Annotated in this window: 25 protein-coding genes and 1 tRNA gene; 13 read left to right on the forward strand and 13 right to left on the reverse strand. The window is 32.6% G+C overall.

Annotated elements, in window-relative coordinates; genetic code table 11:
• The 11 genes from GBO31_RS20190 to GBO31_RS20240 all read left to right on the forward strand — a co-directional run.
• Positions 1–933, forward strand: a 933-nt coding sequence (locus tag GBO31_RS20190; RefSeq protein WP_219010283.1) for a hypothetical protein, incomplete at its 5' end; no start/stop codon positions are given.
• A 22-nt stretch (positions 934–955) separates the two neighbouring features.
• The gene (locus tag GBO31_RS20195) at positions 956–1,219 is read left to right on the forward strand and encodes a hypothetical protein (protein WP_219010284.1); all 264 of its coding nucleotides are present in this window, start codon (positions 956–958) and stop codon (positions 1,217–1,219) included.
• Entirely contained in the window at positions 1,212–1,382 is a 171-nt protein-coding gene (locus tag GBO31_RS20200; protein ID WP_219010285.1) for a hypothetical protein, read from the forward strand. Before GBO31_RS20195 ends, GBO31_RS20200 begins: the two co-directional genes overlap by 8 nt.
• Before the next feature lie 2 nt (positions 1,383–1,384).
• On the forward strand, positions 1,385–1,828 hold the full coding sequence (locus GBO31_RS20205; protein ID WP_219010286.1) for a TIGR02594 family protein: 444 nt from the start codon (positions 1,385–1,387) through the stop codon (positions 1,826–1,828).
• Between the two features lie 65 nt (positions 1,829–1,893).
• Entirely contained in the window at positions 1,894–2,376 is a 483-nt protein-coding gene (locus tag GBO31_RS20210) for a hypothetical protein (protein ID WP_219010287.1), read from the forward strand.
• Entirely contained in the window at positions 2,373–2,834 is a 462-nt protein-coding gene (locus GBO31_RS20215; protein ID WP_219010288.1) for a hypothetical protein, read from the forward strand. The genes GBO31_RS20210 and GBO31_RS20215 overlap by 4 nt, the downstream gene beginning before the upstream one ends.
• Before the next feature lies 1 nt (position 2,835).
• Positions 2,836–4,038, forward strand: a complete 1,203-nt coding sequence (locus tag GBO31_RS20220; protein WP_219010289.1) for a hypothetical protein — start codon at positions 2,836–2,838, stop codon at positions 4,036–4,038.
• Between the two features lie 260 nt (positions 4,039–4,298).
• Positions 4,299–5,522: a hypothetical protein gene (locus GBO31_RS20225; RefSeq protein ID WP_219010290.1), complete on the forward strand. Its 1,224-nt coding sequence runs from the start codon at positions 4,299–4,301 to the stop codon at positions 5,520–5,522.
• Between the two features lie 525 nt (positions 5,523–6,047).
• Positions 6,048–6,641, forward strand: coding sequence for a hypothetical protein (locus GBO31_RS20230; RefSeq protein ID WP_219010291.1), 594 nt, complete (start codon positions 6,048–6,050; stop codon positions 6,639–6,641).
• Positions 6,622–7,029 (forward strand): hypothetical protein, encoded by a 408-nt coding sequence (locus GBO31_RS20235; protein ID WP_219010292.1) that lies wholly within the window; start codon positions 6,622–6,624, stop codon positions 7,027–7,029. The genes GBO31_RS20230 and GBO31_RS20235 overlap by 20 nt, the downstream gene beginning before the upstream one ends.
• Positions 7,030–7,107: 78 nt before the next feature.
• Positions 7,108–8,376: a DUF6161 domain-containing protein gene (locus GBO31_RS20240; protein WP_219010293.1), complete on the forward strand. Its 1,269-nt coding sequence runs from the start codon at positions 7,108–7,110 to the stop codon at positions 8,374–8,376.
• 27 nt (positions 8,377–8,403) lie between these two features.
• Here GBO31_RS20240 and GBO31_RS20245 read toward each other — a convergent pair whose 3' ends face one another.
• Positions 8,404–8,706, reverse strand: coding sequence for a hypothetical protein (locus tag GBO31_RS20245; RefSeq protein ID WP_219010294.1), 303 nt, complete (start codon positions 8,704–8,706; stop codon positions 8,404–8,406).
• A 92-nt stretch (positions 8,707–8,798) separates the two neighbouring features.
• Between GBO31_RS20245 and GBO31_RS20250 the strand changes: the two genes are divergently transcribed.
• Positions 8,799–9,581 (forward strand): SOS response-associated peptidase, encoded by a 783-nt coding sequence (locus GBO31_RS20250; RefSeq protein ID WP_219010295.1) that lies wholly within the window; start codon positions 8,799–8,801, stop codon positions 9,579–9,581.
• A gap of 52 nt (positions 9,582–9,633) precedes the next feature.
• On the opposite strand, the gene GBO31_RS20255 is transcribed toward GBO31_RS20250, so the two are convergent.
• On the reverse strand, positions 9,634–10,509 hold the full coding sequence (locus GBO31_RS20255) for a hypothetical protein (protein ID WP_219010296.1): 876 nt from the start codon (positions 10,507–10,509) through the stop codon (positions 9,634–9,636).
• A 201-nt stretch (positions 10,510–10,710) separates the two neighbouring features.
• Here GBO31_RS20255 and GBO31_RS20260 point away from each other — a divergent pair, with 201 nt between their 5' ends.
• Positions 10,711–10,875 (forward strand): hypothetical protein, encoded by a 165-nt coding sequence (locus GBO31_RS20260; protein WP_219010297.1) that lies wholly within the window; start codon positions 10,711–10,713, stop codon positions 10,873–10,875.
• Between the two features lies 1 nt (position 10,876).
• On the opposite strand, the gene GBO31_RS20265 is transcribed toward GBO31_RS20260, so the two are convergent.
• The 11 genes from GBO31_RS20265 to GBO31_RS20315 form a co-directional block, all read right to left on the reverse strand.
• The gene (locus tag GBO31_RS20265) at positions 10,877–11,065 is read right to left on the reverse strand and encodes a hypothetical protein (protein ID WP_219010298.1); all 189 of its coding nucleotides are present in this window, start codon (positions 11,063–11,065) and stop codon (positions 10,877–10,879) included.
• A 163-nt stretch (positions 11,066–11,228) separates the two neighbouring features.
• Positions 11,229–12,065: a hypothetical protein gene (locus GBO31_RS20270; RefSeq protein ID WP_219010299.1), complete on the reverse strand. Its 837-nt coding sequence runs from the start codon at positions 12,063–12,065 to the stop codon at positions 11,229–11,231.
• Between the two features lie 298 nt (positions 12,066–12,363).
• Complete coding sequence (locus GBO31_RS20275) at positions 12,364–13,560, reverse strand: site-specific integrase (RefSeq protein ID WP_219010300.1); 1,197 nt, start codon at positions 13,558–13,560, stop codon at positions 12,364–12,366.
• Positions 13,561–13,665: 105 nt separating this feature from the next.
• A tRNA-Arg gene (locus GBO31_RS20280) sits at positions 13,666–13,739 on the reverse strand.
• 11 nt (positions 13,740–13,750) lie between these two features.
• On the reverse strand, positions 13,751–14,200 hold the full coding sequence (locus tag GBO31_RS20285; RefSeq protein WP_219010301.1) for a GatB/YqeY domain-containing protein: 450 nt from the start codon (positions 14,198–14,200) through the stop codon (positions 13,751–13,753).
• 94 nt (positions 14,201–14,294) lie between these two features.
• Positions 14,295–16,280, reverse strand: coding sequence for a cell division protein FtsZ (gene ftsZ / locus GBO31_RS20290; RefSeq protein ID WP_219010302.1), 1,986 nt, complete (start codon positions 16,278–16,280; stop codon positions 14,295–14,297).
• A 75-nt stretch (positions 16,281–16,355) separates the two neighbouring features.
• Positions 16,356–17,714 (reverse strand): cell division protein FtsA, encoded by a 1,359-nt coding sequence (gene ftsA, locus GBO31_RS20295; protein ID WP_219010303.1) that lies wholly within the window; start codon positions 17,712–17,714, stop codon positions 16,356–16,358.
• 7 nt (positions 17,715–17,721) lie between these two features.
• A complete protein-coding gene (locus GBO31_RS20300) occupies positions 17,722–18,438 on the reverse strand; it encodes a cell division protein FtsQ/DivIB (protein WP_219010304.1) in 717 nt (238 codons plus the stop codon).
• The gene (gene murC / locus GBO31_RS20305; protein WP_219010314.1) at positions 18,435–19,778 is read right to left on the reverse strand and encodes a UDP-N-acetylmuramate--L-alanine ligase; all 1,344 of its coding nucleotides are present in this window, start codon (positions 19,776–19,778) and stop codon (positions 18,435–18,437) included. The genes GBO31_RS20300 and murC overlap by 4 nt, the downstream gene beginning before the upstream one ends.
• Before the next feature lie 16 nt (positions 19,779–19,794).
• Positions 19,795–20,895, reverse strand: coding sequence for an undecaprenyldiphospho-muramoylpentapeptide beta-N-acetylglucosaminyltransferase (gene murG, locus GBO31_RS20310; RefSeq protein WP_219010305.1), 1,101 nt, complete (start codon positions 20,893–20,895; stop codon positions 19,795–19,797).
• A gap of 5 nt (positions 20,896–20,900) precedes the next feature.
• Positions 20,901–22,127 carry an FtsW/RodA/SpoVE family cell cycle protein gene (locus tag GBO31_RS20315; RefSeq protein ID WP_219010306.1) on the reverse strand — a complete coding sequence of 409 codons (1,227 nt, stop codon included), beginning with the start codon at positions 22,125–22,127 and terminating at the stop codon, positions 20,901–20,903.
• Positions 22,128–22,144: the final 17 nt, after the last annotated feature.

The following is a 22,144-nucleotide window of genomic DNA, read 5'->3' on the forward strand; positions in this document are numbered from 1 at the left end:
ATTGGTAGAGCTGGTATTGATAATGTGGAATGTAATGTAATTGCTGGAGCTGGAAATACGAATTTAAGCTATGATGCAGCTACAAATACTGTTCAAAGCGATACCGGAGCTAATGCAACCATAAACTTAGCGGTTGCTGGTGGAAATGATGGATTGTTGTCTGGAGCTGATAAATCAAAAATCGATGGAATTGAATCTAATGCAACAGCAGATCAGACAGCAGCGGAGATTATTAACGCTATTGATACGGAATTAGGAAACACAAGTTGGCAAACATCAGGTAGTGGATTAGATACCACGCAAAACTTAGTACTGACTGATGGTGATAATCTATCGCCAACCTTTAATATTCAAAACTCATTTGCTTCAGATAACTACTATTTACGAATGTATTTTTTAAATAGTATCGGCTATTTAGAAAGTGAGCGATTATCGGATGATGCTCCGACAGCGATGCGATTCAAAGGCACATATTTTGGAGCGTATCTAAATGGAATTGTTGATTTAGGACAATCAAATTTAGGATGGCGTGATGCTTGGTTTACACGAAAAGTAACCGCTGGAGAATTTGAGATCATAGGCGCTCCTGATGGTATCTTAATGGCGAATGGATCTATTAACACCGATACTTATGTACAAGCTAAACAGAATGTTGTTACAAATGTTAATATCACTTTAGATTTAAATGATAATTATAAACGTATCCGAGCTACTACCGGAACGATCACATATACTATCCCTTTAAATACGAATGTGGCATTTGATCCAGATGACACAGAGATTATTATTTACAATTTGGGTGCTACTTCGGTAACTATTGCTGTAGAAGACCCATCGATCACCCTTTCAGGATCTGCCGGAGTTGTTTTAAGCTCAGGAGACAAACGTACACTTACAAAATTAGACACCGACACTTGGTTTGTCGGGTATTAGTAACCACTCAAAAATTAATTCAATGGCAAATATTTTTAGAAAATATGGGGTTTGGGAATATGTATTATTTCTATTTGGGGTTTTCATTTTAGTAAAGCTTGGAAAAGGGTTTTGGAATGACACCATCGAAAATACCGTAGTGAACTTTTTCGCTTTTGTGGCTGCTATATTATGTATTGCAGCTCCGGCAACACTTGTAGATACTGCAAAAAGCAAAGCGAAATCTTTAAAAGATTCTGCAAGAAAGATAAGAACAAAACCTTCTAAAAATGGAACAAATGAATAAACCTATAGAATTGGCAATCTGCTTCTTCGGGTTTCTTTCTGGAAACTTTTTCGAAGATCTAGCGCTTAAATTCATATTCACAGTGCTTGCGATGGTTGCAGGAACCGTTGTGTCATTTTATGTAAAACAATATCTAATCAAACGAAGTAGAAAAAGAAGGTAATTATGGATCCAATCAAACACATGACCATCGCACTTAAAGAATATGGCGTTCGAGAAATCAAAGGAAAAAAGGATAATCCACAGATTTTAAAATACTTCGATTTAGAAGAGTTCAAAGGACATTCATACAAAGATGAAACCGCATGGTGTTCTGCCTATGCAAACTGGGTTTGTAAAGAGTCAGACTTACCACGCTCGAAGGAACTAACCGCACGTAGCTGGATGGATGTAGGGGATGAAACCACAACTCCCAAATTTGGGGATGTGGTAGTGCTATGGCGAGAAAGTCCAGAAAGTTGGAAAGGACATGTAGGCTTTTTTATCAAGGAAACGGAACATTACGTATACGTATTAGGAGGAAATCAAAGTAATAAAGTATGTATTCAGGCATACCCAAAAAGTAGAGTATTATGTTATCGAGAATTATGTATAGAAGTAGGCGCGTAAGACTTTTTTTATATCTGCTGTGTTTGCTATTTCTGTGTTGCAGTTGTGGTACACGTAAGCGAGTGATGGAAAAAACCGAACAAAAAGTAAGCACGATCCATCAAAATGATGTTGCTACCATTCAAGCTAATGATATTGTTAGTATCACTACAAACGATATCAATGCGGATCTACATGTGATTAAAACCAATGAGAAGATCATTTATAAGGCGATTGATAATAGCAAACCTTTTTATGTAGAAGGAAAGAAGTATCAAAATGTGGTGGTAGAAAGGAAGTTCATAAAGGAAGTGGATAGTTCTAAAATTAAAGACAATTCTATCGCTGAAGCTATCGATAATACGATCATTGAAACTAAAGATCAATCCTTCAAAAAAGAAGAAAGCGAACAAAAAGAAAAGAAAGTACATGTTGAGCGTAATAATTCCTTTGGTTTTTGGGATTGGTTGTTGTTGTTATTAGCTGTAGTGACTGTCTTTTTTCTTGTTTTTAAGCATAAAAGTATTTACGGATATGTGTTAACGCTTTTTAAAAAAGTAGTGGTATGAAAAAGTTGTTATTAGGTATTGGAGCGGTTGGATTGGCTATGTATTATTTCGGAAATAGAAAGGTAACTGAAGTTAGAAGTGTTGTAGACCAACTAAAATTGCAAGTCAATGGGATAAGAAACCTAAATGTTTCGTCTGGAGGAATAAAATTCAAAATCGATTTGAATATTCAAAACCCTACCAATCAACCATTGACATTAAATACAGCGCAACTGGTGACTTTAAGTAAGTTGAGATTCTTTGCACCAAACGGAGATTTTATAGGAGAAAGCTTTCCGAATATTTCGGATATATCGATACCGGCTTACGGCAGTATTAGTGTTCCCAACTTAGACACTTTTGTAAAGGTGAGCAATATAGGACATCTATTCAATAATGTATTACAGCTCTTTGCAGAACCTTCTAGTCTAAAAGTACAGGCAGAACTTTCTGCGCTTGGTCAAACCTATACGATATAAGATGAACGCAATTCAACAATACAACAACTTAGATGGTAAGGTAGTCACGCGAAAGGAAATCATTTCCATTTTACGTGTAGCCCGAAAGGAAAACGCAAAGATCGTCGTTAGAAAACTCAGACGCTTACTGGCTAAAAATAAAGAACAATCCTTTGATATTTCCATTGCTAAAAAATTACAAAAACCAGTTAAAAAGAAGTCCACTAAAAAGGGAAAGAATGAAACTATTTCTAAGACAGTAGCTAAGAAGAATAAGAAGTTCGAAGTCTATGGATTGGGTATTCCCTATGTGGAATTGGTACCCACAAAAAGAGAAGTTCCAGTCTCTTCACCGGAACCGATCGAAATCAAAAGACCTGTAGCTGCAGCACCACCAAAAATGAGGATGATGGATCCAGAGAAACCAACTCTGAAAACAATACCAGCTCCCAAGAACACAGATCTTCCGATAAAACGTCCAAAAGGTGTTAGAACGATGGCGGATTTAGATCATCAATCAGTTCCGATGGAAACCTATACACTAGATACTGAAATTGGACGATTTTTAGGGAAATTAGAAAAGAAGCCTAAAGGTAGCGTGGTTGTGACCTTGGATGCACCAGCTGGATCTGGGAAAACACGTTTTTTCTTTCAGGTCATGGAAGATTATGCGAGTATAGGAAAACGCTGTTTGTTTTTGACTTTAGAAGAACATTCACAAAGCCAATTGTTTAAAGAGAAAAGAGACGATTATATTAATCGAAATAATCACAGTTTTATATCGATTGTAGATTCTGACGAAATTAAATCATATCAGGATTTAAAAGCTTTAATTGAAGCCCATGATGTGATTTTAGTGGATAGTTTTGGAAAACTTCAAAGGCTTATCAAAGAGTTAAAACTGGAATTAGATGAACATTTACGTCTTGCTTTTGATGGAAAATTATTCTTTTTAATTTTTCAAAGAACAACCGGTAAAACAATGCGAGGTGGTGCTGCCAGCGAATTTGATGGCGATGTGATTTTACAGGTTGAAATGCCAACAGATAATTTTAGGCAGAATTACGTAACAGCTAGAAAAAATCGATATAATCCGGAACCTAATTTAAAGTATAGTGTTTATTACAAAAAAATGATAGAGGAAGGTGAGAGACTTGAACACGAAGATCTACCACCAAAATCAACTTCTGAAAGAGATTTAGTTGTGTATTCTTTGGACAACTGATGTTGTTGTGTGTTTTTATTGTGTGAATAAGCCTGTCGAATTGATGGGCTTTTTTTTAGTTACAGTTATAAATCTAATGTCCATTCGAACTGTTATGAATTAGTGTTATTCAAATGATTTATAATTTGCAAATTTGATTATATGTAATCCATTTAATTTATATTTAACACTATGAATTTTTATTTTATACAATTAAAGAATTTAAAATTGTAGATCACCAAAGTATTTATTTTAAAATAATTTAAAGAGATATTAGTACAATGATGAAAACAAAAAAGAATTATTTATTTATCTTATTTTTTTTACCGTGCATTACTTTTGGACAAACGGATTTTCAAAAAATTCAGGCTTTGTTTGAATCTGATGACAAAATGAATAGAGAATTTCATAGGTTGCCAAGTGAGTATTTCATAACTACTAAAAGCAGAATTTCTGTTAAAGAAGAAAATAAACTTTCCATTAAAAATGAACTTCTTTACAATCCTGATTTTTATTTTGAAACCGTTTTAGATTTTGAATCTATTAAGCCAATTCTGTTTGATTATAAAAATGGTAAGTTACAGTCAAGAACAAATAGGGGACTTACTTTAGATAAATATTACTATCTAGACACCTTAAATATTATCGAATATTACGAAATCCGAAATGGAATAGATTTGATAAAAAGCGAAAGATATTTACCAGGGAATAATGATCAATATTATGAAAGACATGATATAATTCCCAATCCTCTTTTTCAACCAGATGATTCTAGAACCTATGATTTTCATAAAAGATATGAAACGGTTAATCAATCTATTTTTGAGTTTTCCAGTTTTAATAGGTCACGAACACGTACAGTAAAAGGCAAAAAACATATTATAAAAACACAATATCAACAGACTTTAGGAAAGAAAAGAATTTCAGAGAAAATTTATACTATTGGAAATCGAGTTGAATGGCATCTTATTTATCAATACAAAATAGAGGACAACAATTTAGTTGTGACTATTAGTAATAGAAATGAAATAGGTTACTTTTTAATAGAAAAATACGATCCAACAAATCGATTAATTGAGAAGGGAATATACCACAAAAGAAATGGTACTCCAATTAAATACTTTATTTTGAATATTATTAATTATAATCCAGATAGCATAATCATTAGCGAGTACAAAAATACTTTTTATAGTGAAACTGATTTGGATAAAAACCTAAGTAAAGTTTATGCAATTAAAAAAGACTCTTTTAAAAACAAAATAAAATATTCTTTAAGTCTTGTCAATGGTGATGTTTCCTTTCTTCAATCTGATATAGACAATTCCCTTGAGGAAAATTATTTATTGTCAGAGAGAGGTTATAAAGACCGGAAGCATATTTATACTTGTTCATACATTTACAATATTAAGGACAATATTGTTAATAAAGTTCAGTGTGTTTTAAATTTAAAGGCTACTGAGTTTGAGGAAGGAATAATTTATTACAAAGAACGACTGTTTGAATAATTTAATAGTTACTCTATATCATTATTTTTAAGTAATGTTATACTCGCATTGCAATCACACTTGTATAATATAATTAATATTATTTTGAAATTTATAAGTAATGTCACTATTCTGCAAATCATGTGCTGATAAGTTTGGATTAGAACCAGATCGACCTCCGTTTTTATGTGAAGGGTGTGGAAAGCAAATACCAAAAAGAGAATCGATAATGAAAGTGGTTTTTAATAGATTCAAGATTAAATAGGTTATTGTCAAAAATGATAAAAGAATCGTTTTATAACACTAACTATTAGGTTAAATGAAATCCAAAATTTCTATTTTTTAAGTATAAGTTATAGGTTTATAACTAGTTATTGTTTTTTTTTGTACTTTAGAACTAAGTAATATTAAATACCCCACATCCTAATAATACGGATGTGGGGTATTTTGTTTAATGAATAAAGTACAAAAGAATAACCCTTGATTTATTCCGATAGTTATATTTAATAAACATCTAACGATATGCATAAGTAGTGACTAATACAAATGAAATTCTATCAAGAACATAAAGGCTTTTTAATTAAAATTTGGAGACTGATTAGACCCGAATTTTATAACAGATTAACTTGGCTTATAGTTATTTCAGGGATAGGGTTAATTGGAACATCTATATTTGAGGCAATAATCGAAGCTTTTTTCTTAAAGGAATTCGACATTTTGTTACCCAATCAATATGAGCCTTGGTTTGGTTTAATACTAATCATAATTGCGTTGGTCTATAATACAATTATCAAATTTAGACAGCAAAATAAGAATCAAGTTTTAGAACCTTTAATAGAATTAGCGTTCACTTCTGAAAGTATCAAAACAAAAGAAATTCCAACAATTCTTAGAGATTTAAAAAATGAATTCTCTGATTTAAATGATCCGCAATTAAAACTTTTAGTTCTTGAAGTAAAAAGTAATTTTAAAGCATTAGGAGCAATACTCGAACCTGAGAAAATGATAAATCTATCTGATGATTTCAAAAATGAATTTATATCTACATCAAGAGATAAAGAAAAATTAATATTCAAGAGAAATCAAATTATTGAATTTCTCACTGATAAAAACAATATTTATGAAAGCTTCTATTCTTAAACAACCATTGATACTTTTCCTTTGGATAACCAGTTTGTCTTCATTTGCTCAACTTGTAAATAATAATGAAAAAGTTGACGAAATCAACTTTCTTCTTAATGTACATAGCTTGGATGCAAGTAAGTTATTATTTGATAAATACTGTGGAGTCTTGGACAAAGAAGAAGACGGGGAAACTTACCAGTACTACTTAAACTCAGTAAATATTATTGAACCTAAACTCGAGGATAATGGTTTTGTAATAGATATTTTGTGTAGAGACTCGGAAAAATGTATTGTAATTAATCGCAGAAATAAACATAGATCTAAAGACTTTATTATTCTAAATGAAAAAGTTGCAAGAAGAGTTTATGAATTGCTAAAATTACTACAGGAAAATTGCGAATAAAATTTTGGACAAACAATAGAGCATCAATAATGAAAGTAGTTTTTAAGAAGTTTAAGTCTAAGTAAGTATTGGTATATTATGAAAATTCAAGAGCTTAAAAAATTAGTTAACGCTTCGAAAAATAGGGATAACTATGAAACTAAATCCATTTATTTAGAATATATACATGCTGGATTTAACATTCAACTAGTTGGAATAGTTAGTATCTATAATTTTTTTAGCAAACAATATGAGTTTTATTCAAAAGATCAAAAGTTGCCATATGCTTTAAATGCAAGTGTTAAACATTTTCGAGAGCGTTTTCATAGACTTGAAGAATTAATTGAAGATTATATCGAGAAAGATATTGAAATACCTGATGGTACATGGTTCAATGTGAAACCATTTTTGGAACAAAAAGGTAGTGTACGTCATGGTTTTATTTTTAACAAAGAATCTCCATTAACAAGTTTCTTAATAAAGCTAGAATCAGAAATGAAAGGTGCTTCTTTGGGAGGATATGATTTTTTTACTGATAATAAGTATAATACTACTAGAACGAATAAAAGTTATTTTGTTGGATGGCATCTCGCTTTTGAGTTCTTTATGCAAGACAATGGATTGGAAATAGTTAAAAGAAGAAAAATAGAAAGAGCATCTCTAAATTCAATTAGAAGGGATTATCTAGAAAAAATTCATGAGACTGATGCTAAAGTTGATGAGCATATTACTAAAATTCAAAAAAAGTATTCCGATAAGGATTTAGCAATTAAAAGACTAGCTGGAATAGTAGATAAAAGGCTGAAGAAATGGGAGTTAGAATCAAAGAATAATTTTCTTGAATTGATTTCAAATTCTAATCAATCACTTGAAGCATTAGAAAAATTATATAAAGATAAAATCAAACTAGAAGCTCCAGTAGAGTATTGGAGAAAACGAGCTGTGAATATGAAAAACGAGGGAGATAAATGGCTAACGTGGTTAATTATAATATCAACTCTATCTGTTTTATCATTAGCTATTGTTCTTATTTCAATAACAAACGATGATCTAAAAGATATTTTCCAGTTAACCGGTAGTGGTATTAAGTGGTCATTAGTATTTATTACTTTTATTTCATTTCTAGCGTACGGAATTAGAACATTTTCGAAATTAATGTTTAGTTCTTATCATTTGTATAGAGATGCCCAAGAAAGGGAGCAATTAACATACGTTTATCTTTCATTAAGTAAAGAAACTAATTTAGAAGATGTAGAACGAAATTTGATTATGCAATCATTATTTAGCAGGGTAGATTCCGGTCTTCTTAAAGACGATGCCTCACCAACGATGCCAGGTGGAATTATAGAAAAAGTAATTGGTAAATAGTATTATCTTAAATACTTATAATTACTACTATTGATTATTTGTACTATACCACCTCCAAGTGCCACGACCAAAAGAATACACTACATCATCTACTTGAAACCATTGGTGTTTATTAATTAGTTCTGTAAATATTTTACTTGCTGCTCTATGAGTTCGAATCCCTGAATACTCTTTAATACCACTGGAGAAAGTATATACATTTCCTTTAAGTTGTGCGGATCTATTTAGATTATCTTTAACGATTAAGGTATGCATTCCTGCAAATGCTTTATTGATTTGAATTTGAATAAAGTCTTCATTTACATGAGGTGCTGGGGTAGAAACGTACATAATATGGAATATTTCCACAAAATTAGGAAATATTCCAAATTCGATAATTATTTTTGTTCGTATATTTATTAACATCAATTAAAATTTAGGATATGTGTTACGATGTGAAATCAAGTTTGCGATCGCAATTAAAGCGTGCCAAACACTACGGAGATACTAAGAAAATAGCTGAAATAGAAAAAGAACTAGCTCCTCTTACAGATCTACCAATACATCATAGACAAGGACATAGTCATCCTAAACTTTTAATCTATACCAATGAAAGTCCAGAAGTACCTGTAGTATCTCAATGGGGTTTAGTACCTTTTTGGGTAAAGGATAACACTCAACGCAAAAGCATAAGTAAAAGCACTCTTAATGCAAGGGGTGAAACCATTTTCGAAAAAGCTTCATTTAGAGATTCTGCTAAGAAAAAGAGGTGTTTGATTTATGTAGATGGTTTTTACGAGCATCATCATTTTAAACCGGAAAATGAATCAAAAGCTAAAACCTATCCGTTTTATATCCATCGTAAAGATGGAGAACCGATTATTTTTGCTGGTCTATGGAGCGAATGGTTAGATAAAGAAACTGGAGAACTAATTAATACTTTTTCTATAGTAACAACAGAAGGCAATGATCTGTTAACTAAAATCCATAATAATCCAAAACTAAAAGGCCCTAGAATGCCTGTGATCTTGCCAGATGAATTAGCTGATAAATGGCTAAACCCAAATGAAGAGGAGTTAGACAAACAAGTGCTAGAAGATCTCATAAAACCATATCCAGAAGAAGAACTTACTGCTTATACCGTAGGTAGATTAAGAGGTAAAGATTATGCCGGTAATGTAGAGGAGATTTCTAATGAGGTGGTTTATGAGGAGTTGGTTTTTTGACCTGTAAAGAAGTAAAAGAGATATTTTATCGTTTATTCATAGATCCAAATAGCTAAGAATTATATTTAAAAGTTAATAATTCTACATTTCTTTCAACATATTCCGAGAAACTCTTAGTATTCGTAAACTCTTCCATAGTTGACAATACTTTATCCGAAATTTTTAGTATCGGTACGGGTTTTTTATATTTATCCCTATAGGCATAGGAGCCGATATATATATCATTCTTTCTCCAATTGGACGAAATGTTTGCTATAGCAATTAAGCCATATGGAATTAATTCTTTTATCAAAACACGGAGAAAGTCAAAGTCTACTTCTTCTCCGAAGCTAAGCAAAAATATTGATGGGGGTTTATGTTCAACATTATTACCGAAAATATTTATTGAAAATACATTCAGGTAATTTAAAAGTTCTTCTATTTTATCTAGTTTTTCTAAATTTTGATTCAAGTTAACAAATGTTTTATCCGTTTTAAAGAATTTATCAGAAACAGGAAAATTGTCGATTGGTTGATCCGATTTAGGGATTAATGAATTGATTCTATCATTTATCTCAATTAATTGTTTGTCCTGTAGCTTAGCTAGCTCTTTAATTTTATGATTTATCGTTTTTGTAATGGAATTTTTTAATTCCTCATTTGCTTCCGATTCAACGGTCATAGTATTCTGATTAAGATATTCAGAATAGTATTGGTCCTCTTGCATTTGAGGCCTGTATCTAGTTTGCAATTGAAAAATTAAAAATAAGAATACTGGTATTATTAGAACAGCGGAAATACTAAAGAAAACTGGAAGCCATGCTGGTTCTTTTACTAAGGTTGCTGCTGTAATTAGAACGCCTACTAGTATTATTAACCCCAAGAGCCATGCGGCTAATAACTGAATTGGTTTTGTAATTTTATCAGGCTTTATATTATTCTGACTCATCGAATTTTTAAATTTTGTCTTAGCTACGGATAAATGTATTAAATAGATATTTCTTAATAAGAACAATTACGAATTTAGAAAAACAAACTTTAACCCAAGAACTTATGCAGGATTTTTTAATTTTTTCAATTGAATAATTCCCCGTTATTTCGAATAATTCTGAAAAGGAATTTTGATATAAATAGAATTATCTTTGTCTTTATGAAGCTAAAAGAAGGAGATAAAGTGAGATTCCACGATGCAACCAATGAAATGCTAGTATTATCTATAGAGGATAATTACGTGAATTGTCTATGGACTAACAGACTAGGAGCAGAAATGAGAGGTAGTTTCCCAGATCATTTATTGATAAAAGTCGAGGAATAAATTATGCTCGTATTATTCTTTCCATTTGATTAATAACCATTAGATATTCTGATTCTTTTTTATCCCAATGGTGTAGACTATTTTTTGTATTCCTTTTCTTATGATTTTCCATTGCTTGTAATAACTCATCATATTTAACAGCTTCTAACCACTCCAATTGTGAAGTAGTTAGACTTTCCAACTTGTTCATTGTATTAAAATTTTGTTTTCCCGAAAAGAAAGTTACAAAATATAAATGAACTATTTTGGTTTATAGTTATGCTATAGTTTAGTTTTTAGGTATTAGATACAACGGTTTGGCTATGCGCAGTGTCCCGAAGGGCATTGCGTATAGGTGTTGTTAGGCACAGGATTTATTCATTATTCCCTAAAACTAATTTTTCCTCATCGGTTAATTCATTTTCAAATTCTTCAAGCAAGAAGTTCCTCCAATAGTTTTCATTTTTAGTCGAGTTCATTACTTCAGTATAGTAAAATGTCTTATATATTTGAAATTTATCATCTCTCGATTTTACAATTTGATAAGAGTAGCTACTCAAATCTTCAGAATTCCCAATTCGTTCGAAAAACATATTTAAATTATTAAAACGGTCAGGATTCTTAATGTCTCTTTTTTCATACAAAACATCGAAACTCTTTTTAATGCCTCTTTTTAATATTTCTGTGTTATGGTCAGAGTTGAATATTACAAACATGTTTGTTTCGGTAAATTCTCTAAACAAATTATCATCGTTTAATATTTCGTTTGGAAAATCTCTATATATATAACCCAACATAGCAAACCTCGAGTTCCCATCTGGGTTTATCGCAAAAGGAAAGTCTGTTGACAATCTTAGAAATTCTTTTAAAATTGGCAAATGTGTACTATTAAATTTGTTTTTGGATAGAAATTCGTGAAATTCCCAATTGACATAACCTCTCCCCTTATGTTTTGGAATCAATTTAAGCAGTTCTTCTAGTCTAAGAGATTTTTGACTTTCTGCTATTTTCTCCGGACTAGACTTTTCATTTAGTGAGGTTATTTGTTCTTCTTGCTTTTTTACACTTTTTTCTAGTCGCTCAGATTTAGCTTTGCTTTCTGTTTTTATTTTTTTATTTACAACCAACAAAATTATTCCACAAATGACTGTAATTAAAGCAAGTCCTTTTAAAATCCATTGCAGTAATTCAGACCAATCGTTTAATTCCATTCTTCTCATTTGTTACGTAGTGAATTCTTATTTTTAGCTTGTGCCTAACTAGGGTATATATGTACCTAATTCATTATATCATCTATTATAAGTACCTAATTTAGATAAACAAATTCTAATTTAAACATTCAAATTGGGGAATTTTTAAACTAAGTACAAAAATATTATTTTGGTTTTGTATTTACAGTATATTGTATTTTGCAACTATATTTTTATAACTAATTAATTTATAGTGATATAATTTAATAAAATAGAGGATATTACAGAAATACAAAAAATTCATACAAATAGACTTTAATCAATTAAAAATTTGATCCATACTCATGATTTGTTCATCCTTTATGCTTTCTGCGATATGCACATAAATCATAGTCTCCTTAATTTCAGAATGCCCTAATAGTTTCTGCAGCACTTCCACACGTCCGCCTTGCATGAGATATATAGTCGCAAAAGTATGCCTAGATGAATGGAAATAAATTCGTTTTTTTATACCTAAATGTGTCGCAATTTTCTTTAATTCTCTATTGATATATTCTCTAGTATAGTTTTCATTAAATACCTGTGGTAATTGATAAAATTTATGTGCGGTTTGATTTAGCTTTATTCTTTGAAACTTTTTGGTTTTAGCAGCTGTAAAGGTTAATTGATCATCATTAAAATTTTCTTCGGTTAACCGTTCTATATCACTTATTCTTAATCCAGTAAAGCATGAAAAAAGATAGCGACCTAAAATATTTTTATGCGATTCTTTGATAAACTCACTTTCATAATATTTCACTAACAAAACCAACTCATTTGGCATTAAGAAAAGGCGATCACCGGTCATTTTCCTTACCTTAATATTATCATACTTAATCTCTGTATTGATGCCTCTTTTATTGGCTAAGTGTAAATATTTTTTAAAGCTTTTTAAGGTACTCTCTACTGTTGCAGGAGCATTCTTCAACTTACTCTTCATCCAAAATCTAAGATCTTTTAATAATTGCTCATTAATCTCATAGAAATACAATGGTGATTTAAATCTACTAATTTTATTGATTACACCTTTTTGCTGTTTGTAAGTTGATAATTCTAAACTTCCTTTCTGGTCTTCTAGCATCTTTAATGCAAACGAAATAAAATCTACTCTTAGATTGGGATTTTGTAACTCCTCGATAATCTTTTCTATAGTCAATACTTGATTATTGAATCGGTAATTAATCTCTATCTCATTAAGATCGGCGAGATGTTTTTCAATAATCAGATTGTAATCTTTGAAATTGGGACTTTTCTTATTTACTCTTTGCTTGTTTTTATCGAAATGATTTAATGGAACATACAGCTTTAAAGGTATCCTTTTCCGTTTCCCATTAAGATATAACTGTAGATATAAGGCGCAGGTATTGTCTTTTCTGATATGATCACTTTTAATAATGATCTTGTACGTTAACTTCCCATTCATAATTCTTGGGTCAAATTGTGGGACAAATTGGGTAGTCTCTATTCCTGTTCTCATACAAACACTTTTTTACAATTAGCTCTAAAACACTAAGGGCGAGCAAAATACACATGTTCCTGTGTATCTTACTCGCCTTTATTTTATTGGCTATTAAGCCTTTAGTGACCGTGGAGGGATTCAAACCCCCAACCCTCAGAGCCGAAATCTGATGCGCTATTCAGTTGCGCCACACGGCCTTATTTATTATCTAGGATAATTTAGCTTTTACAATAGTAGAAATTGTTTTTCCATCTGCTTTACCAGTTAATTGTCCAGACGCCATTCCCATAACTTTCCCCATATCCTTCATTCCTTCAGCACCTGTTTTAGCAATGATTTCAACAATCACTTTTTCTATCTCTTCTTCACTCAATTGTTCAGGTAAAAATTGCTCTATAACTTTAGCTTGATCAATTTCTGGTTGTGCTAAATCTTCACGTCCTTGTTCTGTAAAAATTGCAGCGCTATCCTTTCTTTGTTTAACAAGTTTTTGTAGCAATTTTAATTCTTGATCTTCGCTTAATTCTTCTTTTGCTCCACTTTCGGTTTGTGCTAGTAAAATAGCTGATTTAATTGCTCGTAATGATGTTAAAGCGTTCGTATCTTTAGCTTTCATTGCTTCTTTCATTGCAGTCATTACTTTTGCTTGTAAACTCATAACTAGTGGTTTTAATCTTTTGGATTGCGAAGATAAAAAATAAACCGATAATCCATTTTAGATTATCGGTTTATCTGAAACATTTTTTTCGTTCTTAATCTACATTATCATGAAGAAAAGAATTATTTTTTCTCAATTGAATATCGTCATTACTATCCGTTCCTAAAGATGTTCTGGATAGCTCAGAAGATTCAGGTCTAGAATCGACATCTAACCCTGCTCTTTTATAGGCTGGTTCTTTTTCTATATCATCAATATGAGAAGCATTATTTCTGAACTTATAATTAAATTCCTTCATCTTAGCTCTACGCTCTGCAGCTCTGGCTTTTAAGGTTTCGGAAATTGGCTGATCTATTGGATCTACATTTTCCTCTTGCTCTGGAGCAGGAGTCGGTTCGATTGTTTTCTTCTCAAAAACCACCTCTTTATCTTCCTCTACAACTTCTGCCGAAGGTTTAGCATCTGTTAATCTTTTTTCTTCTTCCATATATTCTTCAAGACTATATCTTCGAACATCTCCAGAAGTGCTTTCACTAGTAGGAACAACCTCAATAGGTTCATTAACCTCTACCTCCAAAATATCATCAGTAAGATCAAAAACGATAGGTTTATCTTCTTCTTGTTTTGGTGCATTAGAAACAATCTTTTCCTGCTGTGGATTAGGCTCTTCATTTCCTCCAACAGGCATATCAAATGCTAAAGTAAATTGATCTTCTTTTTCAGCCTCTGTAGCTGCTACTTCATTAGCATCATTCACTTCTATCTGATTTATAATCTCTTGAGCATTGATGATCACAAAATCCTTATCAACAGAAAAAGGATTCACCTCTTCCGGTTCTACTACATCAATATTTTTAAGAAATTCTGTTGTCGGTATCAGTAATGATTCATTAACATTTTCTTCCTCTTCTTCCTCTATCAACTCATGTTTGATAATAGGCTCCTCTTTTACTTCCTCTTTTGGCGGTGTTGGATTTATTATCGGTGTAGTTCGAGATGTTGATTTTGGTGTCAAATCCTGTGTAGTTGCTCTCTGCTCTTCTTCTAGTGTGTGTATAATCTTTTTGGTTTCAGTATTTACAATTTCATCTTGTTGTTCTACATCAAAACCAGTAGCAATTACGGTAACAGAAATAGCATCTTCAAGAGATTCATCTTCTCCAACCCCCATAATGATGTTCGCTCCATGTCCTGCTTCTTGCTGAATATGATCATTAATCTCTCCTATTTCATCGATTGTAATTTCTTCTTTTCCAGAAACAATCAATAAAAGAACATTCTTAGCACCTGTAATTTTATTATCATTTAATAAAGGAGAATCCAAGGCTTTTACGATAGCATCATGAGCTCGTTTAGCACCAGAAGCATGCGCAGACCCCATAATTGCAGTACCACTATTGCTCAGTACCGTTTTTGCATCACGTAAATCGATATTTTGCGTGTAGTGATGCGTTATTACTTCGGCGATTCCCCTAGAAGCAGTTGCTAATACTTCATCTGCTTTAGAGAAACCTGCTTTGAAACCTAAATTACCATATACTTCACGTAGCTTATTATTATTAATTACTACTAAAGAATCAACATGAGCTCGAAGTTTTTCAACACCTAGCTGTGCTTGCTCATTTCGCATTTTTCCTTCAAACTGAAATGGAATCGTTACGATTCCTACTGTTAGGATATCCAACTCCTTTGCCATTTTGGCAATGATAGGAGCAGCTCCTGTTYCAGTTCCACCACCCATTCCAGCAGTAATGAAAATCATTTTAGTGTTGGTATCCAACATCAACTTAATCTCTTCATAACTCTCTACTGCTGATTGCTCTCCAATTTCTGGATTTGCACCAGCTCCTAATCCTTCAGTAAGAGACACTCCCAACTGTATCTTATTCGGAATAGGACTATTTTCTAATGCTTGCGCATCCGTATTACAAATAACGAAATCAACTCCCTTGATTCCTTGTTGGAACATGTGATTGATGGCATTACTACCACCCCCTCCAACTCCAATAACTTTTATTACATTCGATTGATTCTTGGGTAAATCGAAAGAAATGTTTTCAAACTCCTCGTTGTTACTCATAACTGCTAATTTTCTTGTTCTCTTACTTTATTTTAAATATTTTCTTACTCTGAACGAGTTTTATTTTTCTTAAATCTATTCTGCATTATCTAGAAACTCCTTGAACTTTTCTGTCCATTTTTCAAGAATATTTTTTCTAGGTCTTTGATCTATTACAGGCTTCTCTTCTTCAATGGTTTCTCCTTCAATCGTCGTTGTCGCTTCCTCTTTTACCTTAGACTCATCTTCTAGAATTGCCTCTCTGATCGCTGCATTTTTCTGTTTTTTAATATGTACCAAGCTATCCATTACCAATCCAACAGCTGTAGCATACATTGGACTCGTTGTTTCTGGATCGCTATTACCTGCCAAATGTTCGTTCGGATATCCTATACGAGTATCCATTCCTGTAATATATTCAACTAGTTGTTTTAAATGCTTTAGCTGTGAACCTCCACCTGTCAAGACAATTCCTGCGATCAGTTTTTTCTTTGGCGATTCATGTCCATAATTTTTAATTTCCAAAAAGACTTGTTCAATGATTTCCACAACACGTGCATGAATAATCTTTGATAAGTTCTTTAATGTAATTTCCTTGGGTTCTCTTCCTCTTAATCCTGGTATCGAAACAATTTCATTATCCTTATTTTCTCCAGGCCAAGCAGATCCAAATTTAATTTTGAGTAATTCCGCTTGTTTTTCTATAATAGAACAACCTTCTTTTATATCTTCTGTAATGACATTTCCTCCAAAAGGTATCACTGCTGTATGACGAATGATACCATCTTTAAAAATAGCAAGGTCTGTTGTTCCACCACCGATATCGATCAATGCCACACCAGCTTCTTTTTCTTCCTGACTTAATACCGCATTTGCCGAAGCCAAAGGTTCTAGTGTTACTTCTGATAACTCCAATCCAGAACTCTTTACACATCTTCCTATATTTCGAATAGAAGTAACCTGACCGACAACTACATGGAAATTAGCTTCCAATCGTCCTCCATACATTCCTACAGGTTCTTTAATTTCTGCTTGCCCATCAACTTTATATTCCTGTGGTAATACATGTAATATCTCTTCTCCAGGTAACATAACTAACTTATGCACTTGATTACATAAGGTATCAATATCACCCTCATCAATAACAGCGTCAGCATTAGGTCTTGTGATGTAATCACTATGCTGAAGACTTCTAATATGCTGGCCTGCTATACCAACCGTTACATCATTTATTTTTACTCCAGAAACACTTTCTGCTTCCTGAACTGCTTGTTGTATAGATTGAATTGTTTGAGTTATGTTATTTACTACACCACGATGCACACCAAGGCTTTTGGATTTACCAACGCCTAATACTTCCATCTTACCATACTCATTATATCTACCTACCATAGCAACAATCTTTGTTGTTCCTATGTCTAATCCTACCGCTATTTCACTTTCTGCTCTTTCCATATTGGCATTATTTTATTGTACACACAACTTGGTTCCTAAACTGCAAACTAACTTTCTTATATCTTTCTAAGCTCTTATCTTTTTGCGCTTTTTGATAAAACGCTTTAAAGTTTTTCACTTTACTTTCTAAATTTTCTATTTTACCAAATATTACTTCAAAACCATACACCCGTAATCCTAATTCATAATTACCGTTACGATTTTGATAAACACTTACCACATGTTTTTTTAAAAACTCGTCTTCTTGAATTTTTCTTAGTAATGGAAAAACTTCTGAAACTTCTCGTTCTGAAACATTGCTTACAAGAGGAACATGAGCCGAATAATTATCCGATAATGGCATGGTATTACCTGTTACATCCACATAAAAAGGAACGACTGCGTTAACCCTAGCGATAGGTGTACGCTGCTTGATTCGTGCCTTAAGTTGTCCGCTTACAGTTAGATACACATCTGAATCTTCAATCATTTTGTGTGCATCCAGCCCCTTCTCTACAATATTCAAAACTAAAATTTCTTTACCTACGTCCGTCACTCCAACTTGATTTTGTATTAACAATTTATTAACCGTTAATTCATTTACGTATGGATTCTGCTCTTCAACGAATTCTATCTCTACATCTTTTATTTTTCTATTCTCATTTCGAGCACTTGTAAAGGCAAAAAGAAAAGCGATTAATCCAATTAGTGACACAAATTTTATGTATGTTAAAACATTCTTCATATCTTCAATAAAGCTTCTTTTATACTTGTTACTTCTTCTCCTATATCTCCAGCTCCAATAGTTGTAATAACTTTAGCTTCACTTTTTAATACTTCTTCTATCAAATTATCTTTCGAAACTAACTTTTTGTCCTTAAGATCTATCATGTCGAATAACCACTTAGAAGTAATACCTTCAATTGGCAGCTCTCTTGCAGGATAAATATCCAATAATAATAGTTGATCAAATTGACTGAGACTTTTAGCAAAATCCTCTCCAAAATCTTGTGTTCTACTATACAAGTGAGGTTGAAAAATTGCCAACACTTCTTTTTCCGGATGCATTTCTCGAATCGCTTGATGTAATGCATCTATTTCAGTAGGATGATGAGCATAATCATCTACATACACTAAGGCATCCGATTTGATTTGATAACTAAATCGCCTTTGAACACCCTTGAACGTATATAAAGCCTTTGCTAAGGCAGTGGTTGGGGAGCCGTATAGCAATGCCATAGCAAAGGCTGTGATAGCATTTAACAAGTTATGTTTACCTGGCAGGTTTAAATGCAAATCTTTAATTAGTTGTGTTGGTGTTTTTAAATCAAAAATATAAGTGCCATTTTCGATTTTAATATTGCAAGCACAATAATCTGATTCATCTTCTATTCCAAACGTTTGTCCTGCTAATAGCAATCCATTGCGAACCAAAATATGATCTTTTGCTCTTGAAGAAAACTCGTGAAAAGATTCTTCTAAGGCGTCTGCTTTCTTATAAATATCCAAATGATCAGCATCCATAGAGGTCACTGCTGCTATATCGGGATACAAGTGTAAAAACGATCTATCAAATTCATCCGCCTCTACAACAATCACTTCATCTCCTTCTAATACCAAATTCGAATTATAATTTTCGCTTATACCTCCTAGAAAAGCCGTAACCCTGGCCCCACTTTCTTTTAACAGATGTGCTAAAATTGCGGTGGTCGTAGTCTTACCATGTGTTCCTGCAACCGCCAATGTATATCTAGCTTTACTAATAAGCCCTAATATTTCAGCTCTCTTCTTAATTGAAAAGCCTCGATCTTTTACATAATTTAATTCTGTATGCGTTTTAGGTATCGCAGGTGTATATACAACAAGAGTTTCTTCTTTATTCAAGAATGGTTTTGGAATAGCATCAATGGCATCCTCAAAATGAATTTGAACACCTAGCGCTTCTAAATCTTTTGTAATCTGAGTAGGTGTTTTATCATATCCCGCAACATTCTTACCCAAGAATTTAAAATATCTTGCGAGGGCACTCATACCTATACCGCCAATACCGATAAAATAGATGTTGTTTATATTTTTTAAATCTATATTCATTCTTCCCTTCTCAATCCCTTCTGATCAATAATTCAATTTCGTTAACGATATCTTTTGTAGCATTTGGTAATGCCATTTTTTTTATGGCATGCGTTAATTTTATCTGCATCGCTTCAGATGACAACAACTGTGTAATTGTTTTCTGAAACTTTTCGTCTAGCTCACTCTCTTGAAGCATTTTAGCTCCATTTTTACTTACAATTGCATTTGCATTTTTTGTCTGATGGTCTTCAGCCACATTTGGAGAAGGGATAAACAAGGTTGGTTTAGCAACAATACACAATTCTGAAACAGAACTAGCTCCTGCTCTAGATACTATAACATCTGCAGCTGCATATGCCAAATCCATTGTGTTCAAAAATTGATGTACTTGAACCCCTTTGTGATTATCATACTTTTTATACTCGTTATAATACAACTTTCCACATTGCCATAAAATTTGGAGTTCACTTTTATCAAAAAAAGCTAATTCCTTTTCTATAAGTTGATTGATTCGCCTTGCTCCTAAGCTTCCTCCTATTACCAGAACCGTTTTCTTTTCTGGATCAAGATGATACTTGGTTAGCCCTTCATTTCTTTTACTGTTTATCTCTAACAAATCTTGACGAACTGGATTTCCCGTTTTTATAATCTTACTCTCTGGAAAAAACCTATCCATATCATCGTAAGCAACACATATTTTATCTGCTCCTTTTGCTAACCATTTATTAGTTATTCCGGGAAACGAATTTTGCTCTTGAAGTACCGTTGGGATTTTTGCCGAATTTGCCATTTTCAATAAAGGTCCGCTTGCAAATCCTCCTGTACCAATTACTACATCAGGATCAAATTTTTTAATGATTTTTTTTGATTTCCATAAACTACTAAGAAGCTTGAAAGGAAACAGTAAATTACTTAATGATAACTTACGTTGAATCCCACTAATCCATAGCCCCTCTATAGGATACCCCGCCTCAGGAACTTTTTGCATTTCCATACGGTCTTTTGCTCCTACGAATAAAATTGAAGCTTCTGGGTATCTACTCTTCAATTCATTAGCTATTGAGATCGCAGGATAAATATGTCCTCCTGTACCACCGCCAGATAATATAATTTTAGGTTGTTCTGTCATCTTGGTCATATTGCTTCACTCAATACTTCTAAAGGATTTTCTTCATTAATTAACTCTTCATTCTTTGAATTCTTCGAATCCGGTTCTTCTTGTATATCTATACTTCTCTTACTACTTACACTCAATACCATTCCAATTGCCATACAGGTCATCCATATGGAAGTACCTCCACTACTCACCAATGGTAGTGTTTGCCCTGTTACAGGAAACAGCTCAACTGCAACTGCCATATTTATCAATGCCTGAAATACTATTGGCAATCCAACACCAACCACTAATAGTTTCCCAAATATATCTGAGCTTTTATGTGCCACAATTACCAGCCTGAATAACAACATCAAATACAAAAACATTAGAAAAACTCCACCTACTAATCCCCATTCTTCAATAATTATTGCATAAATAAAATCTGAAGAAGATTGTGGTAAAAAATTTCGTTGTACACTTTTCCCAGGTCCTTTTCCTATCACTCCTCCTCTTGCTATAGCAATTTTTGCACGTTCTATTTGATAATCTTCAGGTGTATCTTTATCATTAAAGAAGTTCTCGGCTCTACTAACCCATGTATCGACTCGATTCGGAAAGGCATCTGGAAATGCTTTGGCAGTCAGAATAAAAAAAGTAAGCACTAACAAACCTGACCCCAAAATTACTGCTATATATCGTATAGGATAACCACCTAAAAAAACCAACATTACCACCATTGAAAAGATAATCGCAGCTGTTGAAAAATTAGCTGGTAATATTAGCATCAAAACAATAAAAACAGGTAACCAAAGAGGTAGTAGCGATTCTTTAAAACTAATTTTCTTATCTCTTATTTTAGAAAGGTATCTAGCCACATATGCCATTAAAACTACTGCAGCTAATGTAGATGTTTGAAAAGTAACTCCAACAAAAGGCAAACGAATCCATCGACTAGCATTTGCACCGCCTATTGTATTATTCTGTGCCATAGTAAACAACAACAATACTATAACAACAGGAATCATAATAATAGAAAGCCCTTTAAAATAATGAAAAGGTATTTTATGCACCCAATACATAATACCGAATCCCAAAAGCAGATGCGCAAAGTGTTTCACTAAAAAAACAAAGGTATTTCCATCACCGTATAAATAAGCCAAGTTACTACTTGCACTATACACCGGAAGAAATGAAAACAATGCCAATAGCGCAACAATTGCCCAGATAACCTTATCTCCTTTTATATTTTTTAAAACTTTAGTCACTTCGTTTACTATCTTAT

This window comes from Aquimarina litoralis (assembly GCF_019295435.1).
Classification (GTDB): Bacteria; Bacteroidota; Bacteroidia; order Flavobacteriales; family Flavobacteriaceae; genus Aquimarina; species Aquimarina litoralis_A.

Excerpts from the sequence above, each read along its gene's own strand:
- GBO31_RS20265 (WP_219010298.1), bottom strand. The coding sequence starts at position 11,065 with ATGAACAAGTTGGAAAGTCTAACTACTTCACAATTGGAGTGGTTAGAA.
- GBO31_RS20250 (WP_219010295.1), top strand. The coding sequence starts at position 8,799 with ATGTGTTACGATGTGAAATCAAGTTTGCGATCGCAATTAAAGCGTGCC.
- GBO31_RS20210 (WP_219010287.1), top strand. The coding sequence starts at position 1,894 with ATGGAAAAAACCGAACAAAAAGTAAGCACGATCCATCAAAATGATGTT.
- GBO31_RS20195 (WP_219010284.1), top strand. The coding sequence starts at position 956 with ATGGCAAATATTTTTAGAAAATATGGGGTTTGGGAATATGTATTATTT.
- ftsA (WP_219010303.1), bottom strand. The coding sequence starts at position 17,714 with ATGGAAAGAGCAGAAAGTGAAATAGCGGTAGGATTAGACATAGGAACA.
- GBO31_RS20240 (WP_219010293.1), top strand. The coding sequence starts at position 7,108 with ATGAAAATTCAAGAGCTTAAAAAATTAGTTAACGCTTCGAAAAATAGG.
- GBO31_RS20245 (WP_219010294.1), bottom strand. The coding sequence starts at position 8,706 with ATGTACGTTTCTACCCCAGCACCTCATGTAAATGAAGACTTTATTCAA.
- GBO31_RS20215 (WP_219010288.1), top strand. The coding sequence starts at position 2,373 with ATGAAAAAGTTGTTATTAGGTATTGGAGCGGTTGGATTGGCTATGTAT.
- GBO31_RS20220 (WP_219010289.1), top strand. The coding sequence starts at position 2,836 with ATGAACGCAATTCAACAATACAACAACTTAGATGGTAAGGTAGTCACG.
- GBO31_RS20270 (WP_219010299.1), bottom strand. The coding sequence starts at position 12,065 with ATGGAATTAAACGATTGGTCTGAATTACTGCAATGGATTTTAAAAGGA.
- GBO31_RS20205 (WP_219010286.1), top strand. The coding sequence starts at position 1,385 with ATGGATCCAATCAAACACATGACCATCGCACTTAAAGAATATGGCGTT.
- murG (WP_219010305.1), bottom strand. The coding sequence starts at position 20,895 with ATGACAGAACAACCTAAAATTATATTATCTGGCGGTGGTACAGGAGGA.
- GBO31_RS20230 (WP_219010291.1), top strand. The coding sequence starts at position 6,048 with ATGAAATTCTATCAAGAACATAAAGGCTTTTTAATTAAAATTTGGAGA.
- GBO31_RS20260 (WP_219010297.1), top strand. The coding sequence starts at position 10,711 with ATGAAGCTAAAAGAAGGAGATAAAGTGAGATTCCACGATGCAACCAAT.
- GBO31_RS20285 (WP_219010301.1), bottom strand. The coding sequence starts at position 14,200 with ATGAGTTTACAAGCAAAAGTAATGACTGCAATGAAAGAAGCAATGAAA.
- GBO31_RS20300 (WP_219010304.1), bottom strand. The coding sequence starts at position 18,438 with ATGAAGAATGTTTTAACATACATAAAATTTGTGTCACTAATTGGATTA.
- GBO31_RS20235 (WP_219010292.1), top strand. The coding sequence starts at position 6,622 with ATGAAAGCTTCTATTCTTAAACAACCATTGATACTTTTCCTTTGGATA.
- GBO31_RS20225 (WP_219010290.1), top strand. The coding sequence starts at position 4,299 with ATGATGAAAACAAAAAAGAATTATTTATTTATCTTATTTTTTTTACCG.
- GBO31_RS20200 (WP_219010285.1), top strand. The coding sequence starts at position 1,212 with ATGAATAAACCTATAGAATTGGCAATCTGCTTCTTCGGGTTTCTTTCT.
- GBO31_RS20275 (WP_219010300.1), bottom strand. The coding sequence starts at position 13,560 with ATGAGAACAGGAATAGAGACTACCCAATTTGTCCCACAATTTGACCCA.
- GBO31_RS20255 (WP_219010296.1), bottom strand. The coding sequence starts at position 10,509 with ATGAGTCAGAATAATATAAAGCCTGATAAAATTACAAAACCAATTCAG.